Annotated in this window: 17 protein-coding genes; 8 read left to right on the top strand and 9 right to left on the bottom strand. The window is 56.7% G+C overall.

Annotation, left to right across the window (positions count from 1 at the left end; translation table 11 throughout):
- Nucleotides 1–26 precede the first annotated feature (26 nt).
- The 4 genes from GG681_RS11605 to lgt form a co-directional block, all read right to left on the bottom strand.
- Nucleotides 27–821: a Hint domain-containing protein gene (locus GG681_RS11605; protein ID WP_153548172.1), complete on the bottom strand. Its 795-nt coding sequence runs from the start codon at nt 819–821 to the stop codon at nt 27–29.
- A gap of 723 nt (nt 822–1,544) precedes the next feature.
- Nucleotides 1,545–2,300 carry a peptidoglycan editing factor PgeF gene (pgeF, locus tag GG681_RS11610; RefSeq protein WP_153548173.1) on the bottom strand — a complete coding sequence of 252 codons (756 nt, stop codon included), beginning with the start codon at nt 2,298–2,300 and terminating at the stop codon, nt 1,545–1,547.
- Complete coding sequence (locus GG681_RS11615) at nt 2,297–3,355, bottom strand: class I SAM-dependent methyltransferase (RefSeq protein ID WP_153548174.1); 1,059 nt, start codon at nt 3,353–3,355, stop codon at nt 2,297–2,299. The genes pgeF and GG681_RS11615 overlap by 4 nt, the downstream gene beginning before the upstream one ends.
- Nucleotides 3,352–4,251 (bottom strand): prolipoprotein diacylglyceryl transferase, encoded by a 900-nt coding sequence (gene lgt / locus GG681_RS11620; protein ID WP_153548175.1) that lies wholly within the window; start codon nt 4,249–4,251, stop codon nt 3,352–3,354. Before lgt ends, GG681_RS11615 begins: the two co-directional genes overlap by 4 nt.
- A gap of 97 nt (nt 4,252–4,348) precedes the next feature.
- On the opposite strand from lgt, the gene GG681_RS11625 reads away from it, so the two are divergent.
- Nucleotides 4,349–4,597, top strand: coding sequence for an accessory factor UbiK family protein (locus GG681_RS11625; protein WP_153548176.1), 249 nt, complete (start codon nt 4,349–4,351; stop codon nt 4,595–4,597).
- Between the two features lie 72 nt (nt 4,598–4,669).
- Here GG681_RS11625 and GG681_RS11630 read toward each other — a convergent pair whose 3' ends face one another.
- Nucleotides 4,670–5,863, bottom strand: a complete 1,194-nt coding sequence (locus tag GG681_RS11630) for an APC family permease (protein WP_235899906.1) — start codon at nt 5,861–5,863, stop codon at nt 4,670–4,672.
- A gap of 128 nt (nt 5,864–5,991) precedes the next feature.
- On the bottom strand, nt 5,992–7,428 hold the full coding sequence (locus GG681_RS11635) for an SPFH domain-containing protein (protein WP_214645142.1): 1,437 nt from the start codon (nt 7,426–7,428) through the stop codon (nt 5,992–5,994).
- 349 nt (nt 7,429–7,777) lie between these two features.
- On the opposite strand from GG681_RS11635, the gene GG681_RS11640 reads away from it, so the two are divergent.
- From GG681_RS11640 to GG681_RS11660, 5 genes are all read left to right on the top strand, one after another.
- On the top strand, nt 7,778–8,035 hold the full coding sequence (locus GG681_RS11640; RefSeq protein WP_153548177.1) for a YjhX family toxin: 258 nt from the start codon (nt 7,778–7,780) through the stop codon (nt 8,033–8,035).
- Nucleotides 8,036–8,358: 323 nt separating this feature from the next.
- Complete coding sequence (locus GG681_RS11645) at nt 8,359–8,859, top strand: type III secretion system chaperone family protein (protein ID WP_153548178.1); 501 nt, start codon at nt 8,359–8,361, stop codon at nt 8,857–8,859.
- 42 nt (nt 8,860–8,901) lie between these two features.
- Nucleotides 8,902–9,717 carry a pyrroline-5-carboxylate reductase gene (proC, locus tag GG681_RS11650; protein WP_153548179.1) on the top strand — a complete coding sequence of 272 codons (816 nt, stop codon included), beginning with the start codon at nt 8,902–8,904 and terminating at the stop codon, nt 9,715–9,717.
- A complete protein-coding gene (locus tag GG681_RS11655) occupies nt 9,710–10,054 on the top strand; it encodes a tRNA-binding protein (protein WP_328593362.1) in 345 nt (114 codons plus the stop codon). Before proC ends, GG681_RS11655 begins: the two co-directional genes overlap by 8 nt.
- 23 nt (nt 10,055–10,077) lie before the next feature.
- Nucleotides 10,078–11,016, top strand: coding sequence for a 2-hydroxyacid dehydrogenase (locus tag GG681_RS11660; RefSeq protein ID WP_153548330.1), 939 nt, complete (start codon nt 10,078–10,080; stop codon nt 11,014–11,016).
- A gap of 348 nt (nt 11,017–11,364) precedes the next feature.
- Here the strand turns inward: GG681_RS11660 and arsH are convergent, their stop codons facing one another.
- A complete protein-coding gene (arsH, locus tag GG681_RS11665) occupies nt 11,365–12,093 on the bottom strand; it encodes an arsenical resistance protein ArsH (RefSeq protein ID WP_328593376.1) in 729 nt (242 codons plus the stop codon).
- Nucleotides 12,094–12,112: 19 nt separating this feature from the next.
- Complete coding sequence (locus GG681_RS11670) at nt 12,113–12,571, bottom strand: hypothetical protein (protein WP_153548181.1); 459 nt, start codon at nt 12,569–12,571, stop codon at nt 12,113–12,115.
- 195 nt (nt 12,572–12,766) lie between these two features.
- On the opposite strand from GG681_RS11670, the gene GG681_RS11675 reads away from it, so the two are divergent.
- Together GG681_RS11675 and GG681_RS11680 are read left to right on the top strand one after the other, a co-directional pair.
- Nucleotides 12,767–13,087, top strand: a complete 321-nt coding sequence (locus GG681_RS11675; protein WP_153548182.1) for a hypothetical protein — start codon at nt 12,767–12,769, stop codon at nt 13,085–13,087.
- Nucleotides 13,054–13,638: a thymidine kinase gene (locus GG681_RS11680; protein WP_153548183.1), complete on the top strand. Its 585-nt coding sequence runs from the start codon at nt 13,054–13,056 to the stop codon at nt 13,636–13,638. Before GG681_RS11675 ends, GG681_RS11680 begins: the two co-directional genes overlap by 34 nt.
- A gap of 157 nt (nt 13,639–13,795) precedes the next feature.
- Here GG681_RS11680 and carB read toward each other — a convergent pair whose 3' ends face one another.
- Entirely contained in the window at nt 13,796–17,158 is a 3,363-nt protein-coding gene (gene carB / locus GG681_RS11685) for a carbamoyl-phosphate synthase large subunit (RefSeq protein WP_153548184.1), read from the bottom strand.
- Nucleotides 17,159–17,341 lie beyond the last annotated feature (183 nt).

Consider the following 17,341-nt stretch of genomic DNA (forward strand, 5'->3'; position numbering starts at 1 on the left):
CCTTTTTTTATGTGCAGATCTGGCCGTCAGGCCAGATTGGGGTGCCGGTCTCGCATCGGATCTGCTGTATCCACCCGCTCATAGGCCAGCGGACCAAAATCGGGCAGGGTGCCGATATGGGCGAAGAGGTTGAAATAGAGCGTTCTGATTGCGTGGTTCACCAGGCTGAGCGCGTTTGGACCCGGGTGATAGGTTTCAAACTCAAGCCCACCAACACGGATCACACTGTGTTGCGGCAAGCAGAGGTGGAACATTTCGACCGGCGTTGGCGGTGCGGTTTCGACGATATTCATACCATCGAGAAATTCGCCCACCGGGGTCAGAAGACCCGCGGTGGACTCGTCGTTGCGCAGACGAGCAGGGGTGCGCAACAGACGTGCAGAAGGACCAACAACAACACAGCCAGCTGGTTTTGACAGGCCCAGACTGTCGGGCATAAAGCTGATCAAACGCTGTTTATGGCCGCGCGCATTGGGGCGGCTGGGCAAAATGGTGGTGCGCCCTTTCCACAAAAGCGGCTGTGCGTCGCCTTCCTGGGTTAGGATCGGATCACCGGGCAGCAGGTCTTCGACCGCGACCGGACCATGTTCGGTGTCCACCAATGAGCCGCGACAAAAAGCGGTGAAAGCGTTTTCAAACAGCGGCAGTACCGGGGCTGTGTGGCGTGTTTCGGAAATATCGCCATTGGGCAGCAGGCTCATCACATCGTAGCGGCGCAGCTGCGGTTTTTGTACGCCGCGCATGGACGCAGGGTCCTGTAGCAGGGCCCGGGTTTCAACAACTTGTGCCGCCGCGCGTTGCAGCGAATGAGGAATGGTCATTAGGAACGACCCTTTGTTCTTGTCTCGACGGTGCTCTGCTGGTGAGATTTTGGCCAGGATACTTGCGCCTGTTTTGGCAGGCGCCGGGCTGGATTGAGCCGCAAGTTAGCAATCGTGGTCAAAAATAGTGTCACTGGAGGGAGGCAGATCCGTTGAAGTTTCTTAGGTATGAAAGCTAGGGCTAATCCCCTAACGAAATGTCACTAAGCGTTAAATAATCAGAAGTTTGCGAATGCAATTGACCGAAAATTGCTGCTAATTTTGCCGGAGCGTATCTTGAAGATCAGGCGGGCTTTTTCGGAGATTGTTGAACGTTGTGATTACGTAGGCTGTGCCCAGAAGCCGTTCTATACGTCTGAGAGAACGGCAGTGGCAGGGGGGCAGCAGTGGCTGTAGCAATAACGGATTTTAAAAAACGGCTCGTCATTCTGGCTCCTTCGTTAACAATATACGCTACCTGTGAGGTCAATATATCGGTAAGCAATGTGCCCTGAATGTGGCTGGGGCGAGGAAATAGAGGGGAATGACACACCAGCGATATCTTATGATAGAATGCCGCTACGAAGATGAATTAATGTATTAAATTTCAATATGGATTTGTTGGCTGTCTATGTTAGCGCCGATGAATGTGGCCGAAAACGGGTATTGGAATATGTCCGCCGCCGATTTTAGGATTAAAGGCTGCGGATTGTTTGGATTTTCACAGGTTAAACCGGGTCTGATTCAAAGGCGGATACAGGAAATCAGGCGGCCGTAATCGGCCTCTTTTGCGTGGGTGGTTCGGCGGAAAGAATAAAACCGCTCCGCATCGCTATAGGTGCAATGGTTGCTCCATGCGGCCTGGCCGATGCCAGCTGCGCGCAGTTTTGCCAGCCCCAGCGCGGGCAGATCAAACAGCATGCGATCGTTTTCACCCTGAATGAAATATTGCGCGTGGTTTGGGTCTTGGCTCATGAAACTGTCGAAAAATTCAGGCCCCACCTCATATGCGGACTGTGAAATTGTTGGGCCAATAACGGCACGGATGTTTTCACGTGTTGCGCCCAATGCCACCATTGCTTCAACGGTTGCTTCAAGCACGCCATCCAATGCGCCGCGCCAGCCCGCATGGGCCGCGCCAATGACCTGGGCGTCAGGGTCGCAAAACAACACGGGCTGACAGTCTGCGGTCAATATGGCCAGGGCAAGACCGGGCTGATTTGTGACCAAAGCATCTGCATGCGGGCGTGCATCTGACGCGCCGTGAACGGTAACCACATCCGCCGAATGCACCTGATGCACACCAATTAGGTTTTCGACGGCCACGCCCATCGCCTCGGCCGCGCGGGCGCGGTTGAGCAGCACGGCTTCGCGCTGGTCGCTGGATCCCAGACCACAGTTCAGCCCTTTGAAGATCCCCGAAGAGGCGCCGCCCCTGCGGGTGAAAAAACCGTGGTGGACCGGCGATAGCAGGTCAGATGTAAGAATTTCCAGTGTCATGTATTCAATCCAGGTGGGGGTGTCTGGCTTTTGGGGAACAGCCCCATCACTTTGAACAGGTTTCCCATTTCCTGCGGGTGCGTCAAGCGTCGATGTGCCTGAATCACCGTCTCAAGCGCGTCGCCGCTGAGCGGTTTTGCGAGCATTTGCGCACGGTTTGTGATGCCAAGCCGCTCTAGAAACACGCCCTGCGGGGTGACACGGCTGTGGGCGCATTGGGCGGCAACGGCCAGAGCCTCAAAATCCACATGTGCGGTAAGGTCAGCTTCGCCCGGCGTGTGCAGCGGATCTGCGGGAGCATGGGCGCGCAGCGCCTGAAGCGTGTCACCAAGGGAACGCCAGTCGCCGTAATCCACCAACAGTGCCGCGCCGCCGTGATGTTCAATGCGCTGGCTGACTTCTGCCATGACCACCTGTGCTGCTTCGCAATGTTCTACCAGGTCGCCATCTTTGGTGTCTTCCAGACGATGGGCAAGCGCGGGTTGCGGGCTTGGTTGGCCCAAACCAAAGCTGAGCGCGCCGTCACGATAGCCCACGCGTTTTTCGGCCCAGTGATCCCCTTGGCGGATGAATTGGCGAATGGGCAGCGCATCAAAGAATTCATTGGCCACAAGGTAAAGCGGCTGTTCCGGCAGATCCACCAGGTGATCAATGAAGGTCACATTATAAGGTGCGAGCGCCTGCTGTTGAATGTCGCGCAGCTTGGGTGACGCTTCGAGCAGGTGGACATTGATCGCGGCATGAAAGCCGGGCACTGCACGGGTTGCGCGCAGCAAATCTGCCATCAGGGTGCCGCGACCGGGGCCGAGCTCCGCAAGGGTGATCTGTGCAGGCGCACCCTGATCAAGCCAGCACTGCGCCAGGCAGAGCCCCAAGAGTTCGCCAAACATCTGCGAGATCTCAGGTGCGGTGATGAAATCACCCTCACGGCCAAAAGGGGTGCGATTGGTGTAATAGCCAAATTCGGGGTGCAGCAGGCAGGCAGACATATAATCCGCCACCGTCATCGGGCCGTCGCTTTCAATGCGGGAGATGAGATGGTTGAGCAGGCTCATGCGGTGGCCATCTTATTGCTGCGGGCGCGCAGGATCAGATAGGCACCAAGCGCGATCATCGGCAGTGACAGGGCCTGCCCCTGGGTTAACCCGTAGCCATCGATATGCCAAGCCAGCCCCAGCGGGTTGCCGGGAGAGACAAATTGCAGATCGGGCTGGCGGAAGAACTCGACCACAAACCGCGCCGCGCCGTAGCCTGCCAGAAATACACCGGTGATAAAACCTGGGCGCAGAAAGGCCGCGCGGCGGTAGACCAGAAACAGGATCAGCGCGCCCAGGATTAATCCTTCGAGTGCAGCTTCATAAAGCTGGCTGGGGTGGCGCGCGCAAAGTTCACCCAGGGCCTGGCCGCAATCTTGCGCCAAAGTGCCGGGGAAGGCGACGCCCCAGGGGTGATCTGTGGCACGGCCCCAGAGTTCAGCGTTGATGAAATTTGCAAGCCGCCCCAGCATCAGCCCCGGTGCCACCGCATGGGCCACAAGGTCCGCCATCTGCAATGTGGGGATGTTATTGCGCGCCGCATAAATCCACGCGGCCGCAACCACGCCCAAAAGCCCGCCATGAAAGGCCATGCCGCCCTGCCAGATCAGCAGGATCTCCGTCGGGTTTGAGAGGTAGTAGGACGGCTGATAAAACAGCACAAAACCCAGGCGACCGCCTAGAACCACCCCAAGAATAATCCAGGTGATCAGATCTTCCACCTGTTTGGGCTGCATCGGGGCGGTTTGGCTGGGCCAGAGCGCGGGGCGTTTCAGCGCCATTGCCGCCAGCTGCCAGGCAATCAGAATGCCAGCAATATAGGCAAGCGCATACCAGCGCAGGGCAAATTCAAAGCTGCCGATAGAAACCGAGAATAATTCGGGTGAAATTTCGGGAAAAGGGATCAAAGCGTGCATATAGGGTCCATGCCTTTGCATCAGGGCCAAAGTCAACGGCTTGCCGTTATTGGTTTGCTTGCCCATATAGGGGGTAAGCGTCACATGGAGAAGACCAATGCAGACTCGCAATAAGATCCTGGATGATATTTCGCAGTTGATGACCAATGCCATGGGTGTGGCACAGGGTGCGCGCGATGAGGCAGAGACCGCCGCCAAGAGCCTGGTGGACCGCTGGCTGGCAGATCGCGATTTTGTCACCCGCGAAGAATTTGATGCGGTGCGTGCGATGGCGCAGAAGGCCCGCGAAGAAAACGAAGCCCTGTCAGCGCGTCTGGCTGCAATCGAAGAAAAGCTCCAGGGCTGATTGCACCAGAAGGCCGGTGCGGCGCAGGTGAGCATCGTCAGAACACGTCCGGATCCGGGCGTGTTTTTTTATTTATTCAACGGCGGCGCCAAAGATAACAATCATCACACCCAGCAGCGCAAACCCGCCAAAACACAGCGTCCGCATGCTCTGGCCGGTGTGGTTGGCGCGCAAAGCCGCGAGACCTGCCTGCAGCGCATAATAAAGTGCAAAGGCGCGTGAGGCATAGGTGATGATTTCAAACACATCTGATTGCCAGGTGAGCCAGAGCCCAAAGCCTGTGAGCAGCGCGTAAACCGCAGTGGCGGGCAGGCGATGGCGGGTGAGCTCGGCAATCAATCCGCCAGATCCGGCGGTGTCGGCCACCGCCGCGCTGAACTGCGCGCTGAGTGCGGCAGCCACCAAAAGCATCGGCAGAATCGGGGCAACCACTGCCATCAGCGGAATAATCGCAGTTTCTTCCAGCGCCATTGCATCAGGGGCAAAGATGAAGGTCAGGCACAGGATATAGATCATATAGATCACGCTGGAGAGGATCTGCGCCAGTTTGAGGGCACGCACGCGGGTGTCGGCGTCATAGCTGTCGCCCAGATAGCGCGCGGTTTCAAAGCCTTGCACCGTGACCAATAGGCCAAAGCCAAGCGTGACCGCACCCCATCCTGTCTGCGTTGGCGCAGACCAGACCAGCGTGCCATGATGAAGGTGATCCGCAAAGGACCAGATCAGGGCAAACAACAGCCCAGCAATAATCGACAGTTTTACCCCAACTGAGATCTGCTCCATCCGCTCCAATGCGCCAAAACCACGGCTCCAGCCCACCAGCAGGATCAATGCGAACACGCCGCTGGTCACCAGGCGCGCGTGAAACGCATCATTGGTGTCTGTCAGTGTCAGCGCAAATGAGCCCAACAGGTTGAGATAATAAGCCACAGAGACAAAATAGGCGAAGGCCAGCGCCCAGGCGCTTGTTGTTTCGATCACGCGGTGGAGGCGCGGCTCGCTGTGACGGTGTTCCAGCCAACGGATATTAAACGTGATCGTGCGGCCAAACCCAGATGCGAGCAGACACAGAAGCGCCATCACCAGCGGTGCGAAAGCGCCGTATGAGGCATTCAATATGGGGCCCAGCACCAGAAAACCGCTGCCGATGATCGACGCCAGCGGCGTGATGGTGGCGCGCCACAGCGGCGCGTGGGCAAGGCGTGGCCACATCAATACAGCGCCGCATATAACGCAGGTCACAACAATCAGGGAATTGAGCAGCATCGGGGGCGAATCCGCCAGTTGTTTCAGTGATGTCAGCGTGATTTGACCCCAGTCCTGCGGCGAGTTCAAACCAAATAAAACGCGCCCCAGGTGGAGCGCGTTGAGAGGTCATTCACTACGTGGCGTGGCTATTTTTGATCCGCAATCTCGCGATCATAATCAAGCCGTTCCGCGGCCTGCAGGGTCAGGATTTGAAACAGGCGCGAGGCTTCATCATCCGATCCTACCGGCGCGCCGCCCGCCGCGCCGCCGCTGCCAAAGACATAGGTGGGCACATTGCGTTTGGCAAAGGCGTCCGCCCAAAGACGTTGGATTTCAACCTCAGCATCGAGTTTCTGCGCCAGCGCATTATCCGCCGCAAGGATCTGGCGTTTGGCATAGGCTTCGGCGTCGGCGGCAACCTGCACCGATTCCGCATCAATGCGCGCTTTTTCCAGCAGGATTTCAGACTGTTCCTTGGCAATGCGGGCGGCTTCGCGTTCCCGCTCGGCTGCGGTGATCGCCAGCTGTTTTTCGGTTTCCGCATCGGTTGTGCGTTCAATCTGGATCACTTTGGCCGCGGCCTGACGTTCTGCGACTTCGCGCTCACCGCGGGCCACCGCCAAAAGTTTCTGCTCCTCTTCCTGAATGCGCTGTTCGCGGGCAATGGCGCGGTCAGCTGCGGCCTGTTGGCGCAGGGCCATACGGTCTTTGAACTTTTTGTTCGGATTCACGTCTGTCACACGTGCAGAAGTGACGGTGATGCCAAATTTGGTGAAGCTCTGCTCCTTGCGGCGGGGCTGGCCGGTGCTGTCGAGCAGCTTTTGCACCACAAAGATGGTTTTGGTGTCTTCGCCAAACTCTTCCTGATCTTTGCCAAGGGAGGCATTGGCCGAGCCTTTGCGGCTCTCACCGGTTGGAACCTGCTGTTCGATCCGGCGCACAAGGTAGATGCCATCTTCCATCTGGCGCTGGAATTCATTGTTGAACTCGGTCTTGCCACCCTGAAAGTAATCTTCGGCTGACATGAGCGCGGCATTGGCGCCAAGTGTCTCCTCAAAGGCGGGCACAAGTTCGGTGCGCAGCAGGTTTTCCGGCGTGCGGTACTGGCGCGCAAGACGCAGGAACGCATCCTGATCAGACGGCAGCTCAAAACGTGCGGTGGCAGACACAAACGCGTCGACCTGATCGAGAAAGACCAAAGACTTCGGAGCCAGATCCGCGCTCATCTGGGCGCTATTATTTTCCGCATTAACGCCACCGTTGCCAGAGGTGGACGCCTGCACGGACATTGCGTTTTTCCACGCATTGTAGCGGCCAAACAGATAGGTGTTATAGCCGGTGTCTGAGACCATCTTCTCTTCGCCGAGGATGGTGCGCACGTGGTATTTGAAACCAGGCTCGGCATAAAAGAACATGCCGTTGAAGGTGGAGATCACGAATAGCAACATCCCCCCCGCCTTAAGGCCAAGACCAATAATGCCGACCAGCCCATCCAGGTTGCGGTTTTCATTGAAATCAAAGGCGCGGCGCAGAGCAAATCCAGCGGCGATGATGAATATCGATAAGATAGGTAAGAAGATCATAATGTACCTCTCTGATATATATGAAAAATAACCTTGTGGTTGAAATATGGGTATTGTTCACAAGTTTTTGAAGTGCTGCGAGATTGTATTGAATATTTTTAGTATTCAACGGTATGCAATTGTGGTGTTCGCGTCACAGTTCGGTATGGGCTTCGGCGATGTTGCAGTCAGGGTTTTCATCTGTTTTTGGTAAAACTATGACAGGAACATAAACAACCTGATATGGAATTGTTGATGTTGGAGCTTGTGGCTCATCACTGATCGCCCTGCGTGTTGCAGGGCATTGACAAGATCCTTCGACCGACGCTGCGCGTGGGTGGGATCTGTGTGGATGACACAGGCTTTATCAATGAATATCTCAAAAAACGAACAGCGTGTTTTGCACGCTTTGGCCCAGGGTGGGCGGATTTGTTATGAACGCGGGCCAAATGGCCGGGTGCTTGAGGTTATGTGCCTCACCCGTGATGGTATGATCCTTAGCAATTGTACGCTGGAGATCTTTGCCAAACTCAGACGCAAACGCTTGATCGAATCCCGCCATTCCTGCCCCTATCGGATTTCCGAAAAGGGCCGTAAATCGGTACGGGCACAACTGGACAACCGTTAAAAGTAGATCGGCAAAGGGGCGCAGCTGCTCCTTTGCCTGTCTTTAGCGGGGTGTTTGCGTGTTTGTGGCGATCGCCGTTTTGTATCGCGCTTTCAGGATTTTGGATGTTGGGCTGCCGAAATTGGGTAGTGGCAATATTTTGCGTATAGATTCCGGTCATCCACAACTTATTGCAGTTATCCCCAAATAAAGGGGTTGCCAGATGAGGCTTCGATCTTCACCATATTTTGTAGAGAAGCGGTATTCTGCCCCTTCTTATAGAGCTGAAAGCTAACCTTAGGGGTGCTGCCACTCCTTATGATTAGAGCGAAAGAGGTGGACCCATGTCCCTTTCCGAGCATCAACTTTTTGAAGAAGCCCATCCCATAGATGTTGTCGAACACCTGGCGTCGCATCACGAGTGGGATTTTGATCGTATCGGGGATGATCAGATTGCCATGGCGGTTGAAGGCCAGTGGCGCACTTATTCTCTGACCCTTGCCTGGTCCGATTACGAAGAAACGCTGCGCATGGTCTGCAGCTTTGAGATGGAGCCGCCCGAGGCGCGTCTTACCGGACTTTATGAGCTGATCAACAAGATGAATGATCAGTGCTGGACCGGATCTTTTACCTATTGGCCGGATCACAAGCTGATGCTGTACCGTTACGGCCTGCTGCTGAGCGGCGGCCAGATGGTTCTGCCCCAACAGATCGACCAGCTGATGAAAATGGCCGTTGCCAATTGCGAACGGTTTTATCCGGCGATTCAGATGAATGTCTGGGGTGAACGCACGCCAGCTGAGGCGATGCAGGTCGCCATTGCAGAGGCTTACGGGCGGGCGTAAGACTTGCCCTAAACCTGACGATAATAGGGGAGGGGCATACCCATGGTGACATCGGATGTAGTTGAGCGCGGCCTGGTGCTGCTGGGCTGTGGTAAAATGGGCTCTGCCATGTTGGCGGGCTGGCTGGACGGGGGGCTGCCTGCCACATCCGTCTGGGTGCAGGATCCCAACCCGTCTGATTGGGTGCAAAACAGTGGCGTGCACGTAAACGCCAGCCTTCCGGAAAAGCCTGCGATCGTGCTGATTGCGGTAAAGCCGCAAATGATGGCCGAGGCGCTGCCGGTGCTGAAATCTTATGGCGGGGGTGGCACGTTGTTTGTGTCGGTGGCTGCCGGGATTTCGATCGCAACCTTTGAAGATATCCTGGGCACAGGCACGCCGATTGTGCGCGCAATGCCCAATACTCCTGCGGCAATTTCCCGTGGCATCACCGCAATCATCGGCAATGAACACTGCAGCCCGCTGGATCTGAACGCAGCGGACCTGTTGTTGTCTGCGGTGGGACAAGTTGTGCGCCTTGAAAACGAAGGCCAGATGGATGCGGTGACAGCGGTGTCTGGCTCTGGTCCCGCCTATGTGTTCCATCTGATTGAAACGCTTGCGGCAGCAGGTGTGGCAGAGGGGCTGTCGCCCCAGCTGGCGCTGCAGCTTGCACAGGCAACGGTGGCAGGTGCTGGTGCGCTGGCGGAAACCGCCACAGAGGGGCCCGATCAGCTGCGGGTGAATGTCACAAGCCCCGGCGGCACCACCCAGGCCGCGCTTGAGGTGCTGATGAACGAAGAAGAGGGCTTCCCCGCCTTGCTGAAACGCGCGGTTGCGGCGGCATCAAACCGATCAAAGGAGCTATCACGTGGCTGAGATCACATTTGAGGATTTCCAGAAGGTTGATGTGCGCACCGGCCGTGTGGTGCATGCCGAAGCCTTTCCCGAGGCGCGCAAGCCCGCGATTAAGATGTGGATCGATTTTGGCGGCGACATTGGCGAAAAGAAGACTTCAGCTCAGGTGACCGCGCATTACGATGTGGAAAGCCTCATAGGCAAACAGGTGTTGGCAGTGGTGAATTTCCCGCCGCGCCAGATCGGCCCGTTCATGTCCGAGGTGCTGGTGCTTGGCTTACCCGATGCCACCGGCGAGGTGGTGCTGATCGGCCCCGATGATGTGGCGGATGTGCCTCTAGGCGGGAGGCTGCATTGACCAAGGTTTTAATTGCACGGCGCATGACCGCGGATGTGGAAGCGCGTGCCAAGGAAGATTTTGGTGCGGATCAACGGCTTGAGACCGCGCCAATGTCACCGGCTGAGATGATCACGGCCTTGCAGAACTATGACGTGGTGCTTGCGTCGCTCGGCGATATGTTTTCAGCGGATATCTTTGCCGCAGCGGGTGGGGATATCCGTTGCAAGCTTCTGGCCAATTTCGGGGTAGGCTATAACCACATCGATATTGCGGCTGCCGAGGCTGCGGGGGTGGCTGTTACCAATACGCCGGGTGCGGTGACCGATGCGACCGCTGATATTGCCCTGACCTTGATGTTGATGAGCGCGCGCCGCGCCGGTGAAGGGGAGCGCATATTGCGCGCAGGCCAATGGAACGGCTGGCACCCCGTTGAACTTTTGGGCACCCATATGAGCGGCAAACATATTGGTGTTGTGGGCATGGGGCGCATTGGTCAGGCCATTGCGCGGCGTTGTCACTTTGGCTTTGGCATGCGGGTGTCTTATCTCGCGCGCAGTGACAAGACGCTGGAATTCCCTGCAACCCGTGCTGCTGATCTTGTGTCACTGGCGGCAGAAGTCGATTTTCTGGTGGTTGCGGTGCCAGGTGGTGCAGAAACCTACCATCTGATCGATGAACAGGTGCTGGCGGCGATGCGGCCAGAGGCGTTTTTGATCAATATCGCCCGCGGCGAAGTGGTGGAGGAGGCGGCGCTGATTGCGGCCTTGCAGGCAGGCAACATCGCAGGGGCGGGGCTCGATGTTTACGAGTTTGAGCCCAAGGTGCCAGAGGCGTTGAAAGCGCTGGAGAATGTAACCTTGCTGCCGCATCTGGGCACAGCCGCACAAGAGGTGCGCAGTGATATGGGGCAAATGGCGCTTGATAATATCAAGGCCTTCTGCGCCGGACAGGACCTGCCCAATCTGGTTGTGGCGCGCTAGAGGCAGCGCTCCCGCCAAGTGATACTGTGCTGCGCACACCATAACCTGTTGGGCATGGCAGCCCAGGGGCTGCGGGGCGTCTTGTGCATGCGGCACGTTTATTATGATAGTTGATTTGAGCCTGAGAGGATTTTTGATGCGGGTATTTTGGGTTTTGTCAGCGCTGCTTGTTTTGTCAGCCTGCGGCGGTGTTCCACTGGTGCCATTGATCTGAGCCGCGCCGGGCAAAGCCCGGCGCTGGGCCCAAGGCCGCATAAGCGGGTTTCGGCAGTGCCGAGGCCCGCGCGGGCGCGGGAGTGCCCCCTTGGCGGGAGCACTTAACGTGGAGATTTTTGCGCTACGGGAGCGTTAGAGCTTTGACACCCGCTCGTGGGTTTCACTCAGTGTTTCAACCCGTTCCGAATAGCGATCCACCAAATAGTCTTTGCGGCCGCGCACCAGATAGGTGAATTTCACCAGCTCTTCCATCACATCAAAGACACGGCGGTAGAACGGGCCTTCTGGCAGGCGTTCACCTTCTTTGAATTCAAGCCAGGCTTTTGGGATCGAGCTCTGGTTGGGGATCGTCACCATACGCATCCAGCGCCCCAGAATGCGCATCTGGTTTACGGCGTTGAAGCTTTGTGAGCCGCCGGAGACCTGCATCACTGCAAGCGCCTTGCCCTGGGTTGGGCGAATGCCACCCTGGGCGGACAGCGGCAGCCAGTCGATCTGGGTTTTCATCACCCCGGTCATCGCGCCGTGGCGTTCAGGTGACGACCAGACCATCGCCTCGCTCCAGATTGCAAGTTCACGTAGTTCCGCCACTTTGGGGTGCTCCGCGGCGCCCTCATCATCTGGGAACGGTAGCCCTGAAGGGTTGAAAATGCGGGTTTCGCAGCCCAGTGCTGTCAGAATACGGGCGCATTCTTCCACTGCTTTGCGCGAATAGCTCACCTCACGAAGGGAACCATAAAGAAGCAAGATCCGTGGCGCGTGGCCCGGATCATCTGCCGCTGCCAAAGCAGCGACATCAATGGGGGCAAAGGCTTCGGATTGAACCGAAGGCAAATCGGTCAGATCAGGACGGTCCCCGATCTGAGTGGAGGAGGGTTTATCAGGCACTTTCTTCTTCCAGGTGCAGTTTCATGTCGATCAACACTTGCTGCAACAGGACTGTCTCTCTCAATAGGCGTTTTGCCTCATTCACGGTAATAATACCATCTGCGATCGCAGATTGATATTCGCTCATCAAAGTTGCGAACCGCTGGCTGAGTGCGATCACGTCTGCATTCACCCCACCTGAGCGATCCGCCGCATCGGCTTCTGGGCTATACGACAGGGTGATATTGCGCAGATCTGCCAGCGCTGAAGTTACATGCGGGTACGACGCTGAGGCCTCGAGCCGTGCAACGGTGTCCACTGGGATGAAACGATCGGCGTGTTCGCTGTTGTCCGAGTAGTACCGCCCCAGGGTGGCCTTGGATTTCCCAGCGATTTCGCAGGCAGCTTCGATGCCCACGTCTTTTACCAGCGCTTCGGTATGTTTTTTTAGATATGCGCCTATGTCTGCCATTCTCGTCCTTCGAAACTCGTTCTCACCCCGTGTTCTTGGGGAACTCAGGGAGTTATTTCCCATTCACGATGTGTAAAGGAAATGAGAAATTAACGCTATCCCTACCGGGTTTAGTGGGGGAGCAAGAGGTGCAGCGTGGCAATCGCGCACTCCTCTTGGGTGAAGGCCGTTGTTTGATGTGAGTGGGCGACGGCTGTGTCTAAGGCAATTTTTCTGCCATTTGAGCATTCCGGCTGCGTGGGTATTGGTAACGCGATGCCGATTTTGGGTTTTGGTTTTGCAGAACCACCAGAATTGGCGGGTTGTTTGGTTGACGATCAAAGCCGGAATGCCTTTTTTTTCAAAGGCTTAGCAGGTTTTTCGCGCATTGCGCTGCCCTGTTGGATCGTCTTGGGTGCTTGCGCGGAACCGGGGGGCGAAACCAAAGTGTTTCCAGTTGCGAAGGCTTTTAGAATCTGTGCCTACGCCTTAGAACTTTGCGCATGGCCAAGCTCTACTTTCACTACTCGACTATGAATGCCGGTAAATCGGCCATGCTTTTGCAAGCGTCTCACAATTATCGTGAAAATAATATGCAGACATACCTACTGACGGCGGCGGTGGATGACCGCAGCGGCCAGGGGCAGATCGCTTCGCGAATCGGAATCGCGGCTGAGGCGGATACCTTTGCGCCCGAGGATGACCTGTTTCAGCGCATTCAGGCGGTAGCAGCAGAGCAGGCGCTGGCAGCAATTTTCATCGACGAAGCACAGTTTCTGAGTGATGCGCAGGTCTGGCAGCTCTCGGAAGTGGTGGATGAACTCAATGTGCCGGTGCTTTGCTATGGGCTTCGGGTGGATTTTCGCGGCAAGCTGTTTCCGGGATCTGCGGCGCTTTTGGCGCTGGCGGATGAAATGCGGGAAGTGCGCACCATCTGTCATTGCGGCAAGAAAGCCACGATGGTTGTGCGTAAAGATGAAACCGGGCGCGTGTTGACCGATGGGGAACAGGTGCAGATCGGTGGCCACGAAAGTTATGTATCGCTGTGCCGCCGCCATTGGAAAGAGGCGATGAAAGGCGAAGACTAGACACGCCTGGCAGCGCACCCCGAACAGACAGTTCAGTTGAAAACCCCGGTCATGTGTCCGGGGTTTATTGTTTGTGCTGCCGTCGCCAACAATCTGTCGCGCACAAAAAAACGCCCCACTCAACGAGGGGGGCGTTTTGTGTGTTTGATAGTTGGGTTTAGCCCTGCAGGCTTTTCACCTCTACATCACCTTCGGCCTGCGCCTTGATCGCCATCGCTGCCGCATGGGCACCGGCTGCGGTGGTGAAGTAAGGGATCTTGCCATAAAGCGCGACCGAACGCATTTCTTTGCTGTCTTCAACCGCTTGCGCACCTTCGGTGGTGTTCATCAGCAGCTGAACATTGCCATCTTTCAACATGTCGATCACATGCGGGCGACCTTCGTAGACTTTGTTGACCAGCGCGCAAGGCACGCCTTGGCCGTCAAGCCAGCCCTGGGTGCCGCGGGTGGCAACCAGATCAAAGCCTTGGGCAACAAGAATCTGCGCCGCCTCAACCATCTCTGGGGTCTTATCCGCGTCTTTGATCGAGATGAAGGCCGTGCCGCTGGAGGGCAGAACCATGCCTGCGCCCATCTGAGCCTTGAGGAAGGCGCGCGCGAATGAGCGATCCCAACCCATGACTTCACCGGTGGAGCGCATTTCCGGGCCCAAGATGGTGTCAACGCCTGGGAAACGGGCAAAGGGCAGAACTGCTTCTTTGACCGAGAACCAAGGCATATCCGGATCAGCCAAAGTCATCGCATCGGCAATCGGGGTGTTGACGTCATAGCCTGCGTCTTCGCTGTAAGGCGCGCGCAGCGGGAAGTTCGAGAGCGGCTCACCCGCCATCAGGCGCGCTGCAATCGAGGCAATTGCACTGTCGGTGGCTTTGGCCACAAACGGCACGGTACGCGAAGCGCGTGGGTTCACCTCAATCAGGTAGATGTCGCCATCTTTGATCGCGAACTGAACGTTCATCAGGCCAACCACGTTAAGCGCGCGGGCCAGTTTGAAGCTCTGTTCTTTGACCTCTGCAATCAGCTCTTTGGACAGGGAGTAGGGCGGCAGCGAGCAGGCTGAGTCACCAGAGTGAACACCGGCTTCTTCGATGTGCTGCATGATGCCTGCCACATGCACGGCTTCACCATCACAAAGCGCATCCACATCCAGCTCAACCGCGCCAGCAAGATAGCTGTCGAGCAGAACCGGGCTGTCGCCAGATACCACAACGGCTTCGGCGATGTAGCGTTTCAGCTGATCCATATCGCGCACGATTTCCATCGCGCGACCACCCAGAACGTAAGACGGGCGAATAACCAGCGGGAAGCCAATCTCTTCGGCGATTTCCAGCGCCTGCGCATCGGTAGAGGCAATGCCGTTTTTCGGCTGCTTCAGACCCAGCTCGTTGACCAGCGCCTGGAAGCGTTCACGGTCCTCGGCAAGGTCAATCGCATCAGGGCTGGTGCCCAGAATTGGGATGCCCTCAGATTCAAGCGCATTGGCCAGCTTCAGCGGGGTCTGGCCGCCAAACTGAACGATCACACCATGCAATGTGCCGTTTTCCTGCTCAACGCGCAGGATTTCCATCACATGTTCAAAGGTGAGCGGCTCGAAATACAGACGATCCGAGGTGTCATAATCGGTCGACACGGTCTCGGGGTTGCAGTTGATCATGATGGTTTCATAACCGGCATCCGCCAGCGCAAAGCACGCGTGACAGCAGCAGTAATCAAACTCGATCCCTTGGCCGATCCGGTTTGGACCACCACCCAGAACCACAACCTTTTTGCGCTCAGACGGGCGGGCCTCGCATTCAACTTCACCCATAACCGGGGTTTCATAGGTTGAATACATATAAGGTGTCTGGGCTTCAAATTCTGCGGCGCAGGTGTCGATGCGTTTGAACACGGCTTTAACACCAAGGTTCAGACGGGCGCGGCGCACATTGTCTTCGTCGCGGCCGGTCAACAGACCGAGGCGCGCATCGGTAAAGCCCAGCATCTTAACGGCGCGCAGCTCATCTTCGCGCACCGGCAGGCCGTTTTTGCGAATGTCGCGCTCAGCGTCGATGATTTCGCGAATACGAGCAAGGAACCAAGGATCAAAGCTGGTAACGCCCTGAATTTCAGCATCGGTCAAACCGTGACGCATGGCCTGTGCAATGGTGCGCAGGCGGTCTGGGGTTTGCTGGCTGATGGCTTTGACCACAGCGGCCTTGTCATCTGCGGCCGCATCTTCCCACAGGCCAACCTTTACGCCGGGGATTTCCACCTCATCGAAACCGGTCAGACCGGATTCCATCGACGCGAGCGCTTTTTGCATGCTTTCGTGGATGGTGCGGCCGATGGACATGGCTTCGCCCACGGATTTCATCGCGGTGGTCAGGTAAGGCTCGGAGCCTGGGAATTTCTCAAAGGCGAATTTCGGGATCTTGGTGACAACATAGTCGATGGACGGTTCAAACGACGCTGGCGTCACCTTGGTGATGTCATTGTCGAGCTCATCGAGCGTGTAGCCGATGGCCAGCTTTGCTGCGATCTTTGCAATCGGGAAACCGGTTGCCTTGGACGCCAGCGCAGAGGAGCGCGACACCCGTGGGTTCATCTCGATCACAACCATACGGCCGTCTTTTGGGTTCACTGCCCATTGCACGTTGGAGCCGCCGGTTTCCACACCAATTTCGCGCAGAACCGCAATCGAGGCAGAGCGCATCATCTGGTATTCTTTGTCCGACAGCGTCAGCGCAGGTGCCACGGTGATCGAGTCACCGGTGTGTACGCCCATAGGATCCACGTTTTCGATGGAGCAGACGATAATGGCGTTATCCGCTTTGTCGCGGACCACTTCCATTTCATATTCTTTCCAACCCAAAAGGCTTTCATCAACGAGGATCTGATTTACAGGCGACGCATCCATGCCGGAACGGCAGTAGTGGATGTAGTCTTCTTTGTTATAAGCCACACCACCGCCGGTGCCACCCAAGGTGAAGGCCGGGCGGATAATCGCGGGCAGGCCGATGTCTTCCAGCGATTCCAGCGCCAGCTGCACACCGGCTTCCAGATCCACATTGCCGTTTTCCTGCGTCGGCGCGGTAACGATTGTGGCGCGTGGGTTTTCCAGCCCCAGACGATCCATCGCTTCGCGGAACAGTTTGCGATCTTCGGCCATTTCAATGGCGTCGCGTTTCGCGCCGATCATCTCAACGCCGAATTTCTCCAGCACGCCCATTTCTTCGAGCGCGAGTGAGGTGTTCAGACCTGTCTGCCCTCCCATGGTCGGCAACAGTGCGTCGGGGCGCTCTTTTTCGATGATTTTGGCGACCACTTCGGGGGTGATCGGCTCAATGTAGGTTGCATCCGCCAGACCAGGGTCGGTCATGATGGTTGCCGGGTTCGAGTTCACCAGAACAACGCGGTAGCCCTCTTCACGCAGGGCTTTACAGGCTTGGGCTCCGGAATAGTCGAATTCGCAGGCCTGACCAATCACAATGGGGCCCGCCCCGATGATCATGATCGACTTGATGTCCGTTCTCTTTGGCATAGGCTTTTACCCTTCGATGTTCCGCGCGCATTAGTAACGAGTCGGGCGCACCACCAAGCGCCCAAATTGTCCTGCGTTATAGGGAGCGGCGCAAAAGGTTCAAGGGGCGAATGTGCATTCGTCGTGGATAAGGCGCGATCCGCAATGGCGCGGGGGGATGTCGTATTCTTTGCCTTTTCCCGA

The sequence above is a fragment of the Tritonibacter aquimaris genome, from assembly GCF_009617595.1.
In the GTDB taxonomy this organism is placed as follows: domain Bacteria; phylum Pseudomonadota; class Alphaproteobacteria; order Rhodobacterales; family Rhodobacteraceae; genus Epibacterium; species Epibacterium aquimaris.